Genomic DNA, 238 nt, shown 5'->3' with positions numbered 1-238 from the left:
CAGACCGGTGGCCGTGAGACAGCTGTCGGTGAGGTCGGGTCGGAGTTGGATTCTGCGTAACTCGCGGCGGAGTGTGCGGTCGAGGTTGTCGGGGTGTCGAAGGCGGTGTCGGCCGCAGCTCTGCGCACGGGCGACCAGGCGGCTTCGACCGGGTTCAGGTCTGGCGCGTATGCCGGGAGGCGGATGGTGGTGAGCCAGTCGTGCTCGGCCTCATACCGCTTCAGCCCGGCGGCCGGGT

The 238-nt window shown here is 69.3% G+C and carries 1 pseudogene; it reads right to left on the bottom strand.

Going from position 1 to position 238, the window contains the following annotated elements:
• Window positions 1–238: pseudogene (locus IF89_RS49545) on the bottom strand (transposase); the annotation flags it as partial.

Origin of the sequence: Streptomyces sp. NRRL F-2664 (genome assembly GCF_000719345.1) — a bacterium.
GTDB lineage: Bacteria > Actinomycetota > Actinomycetes > Streptomycetales > Streptomycetaceae > Streptomyces.
The sequence above is the reverse complement of the archived record's forward strand: the minus strand, read 5'-3'. Positions and strand labels throughout refer to the sequence as shown.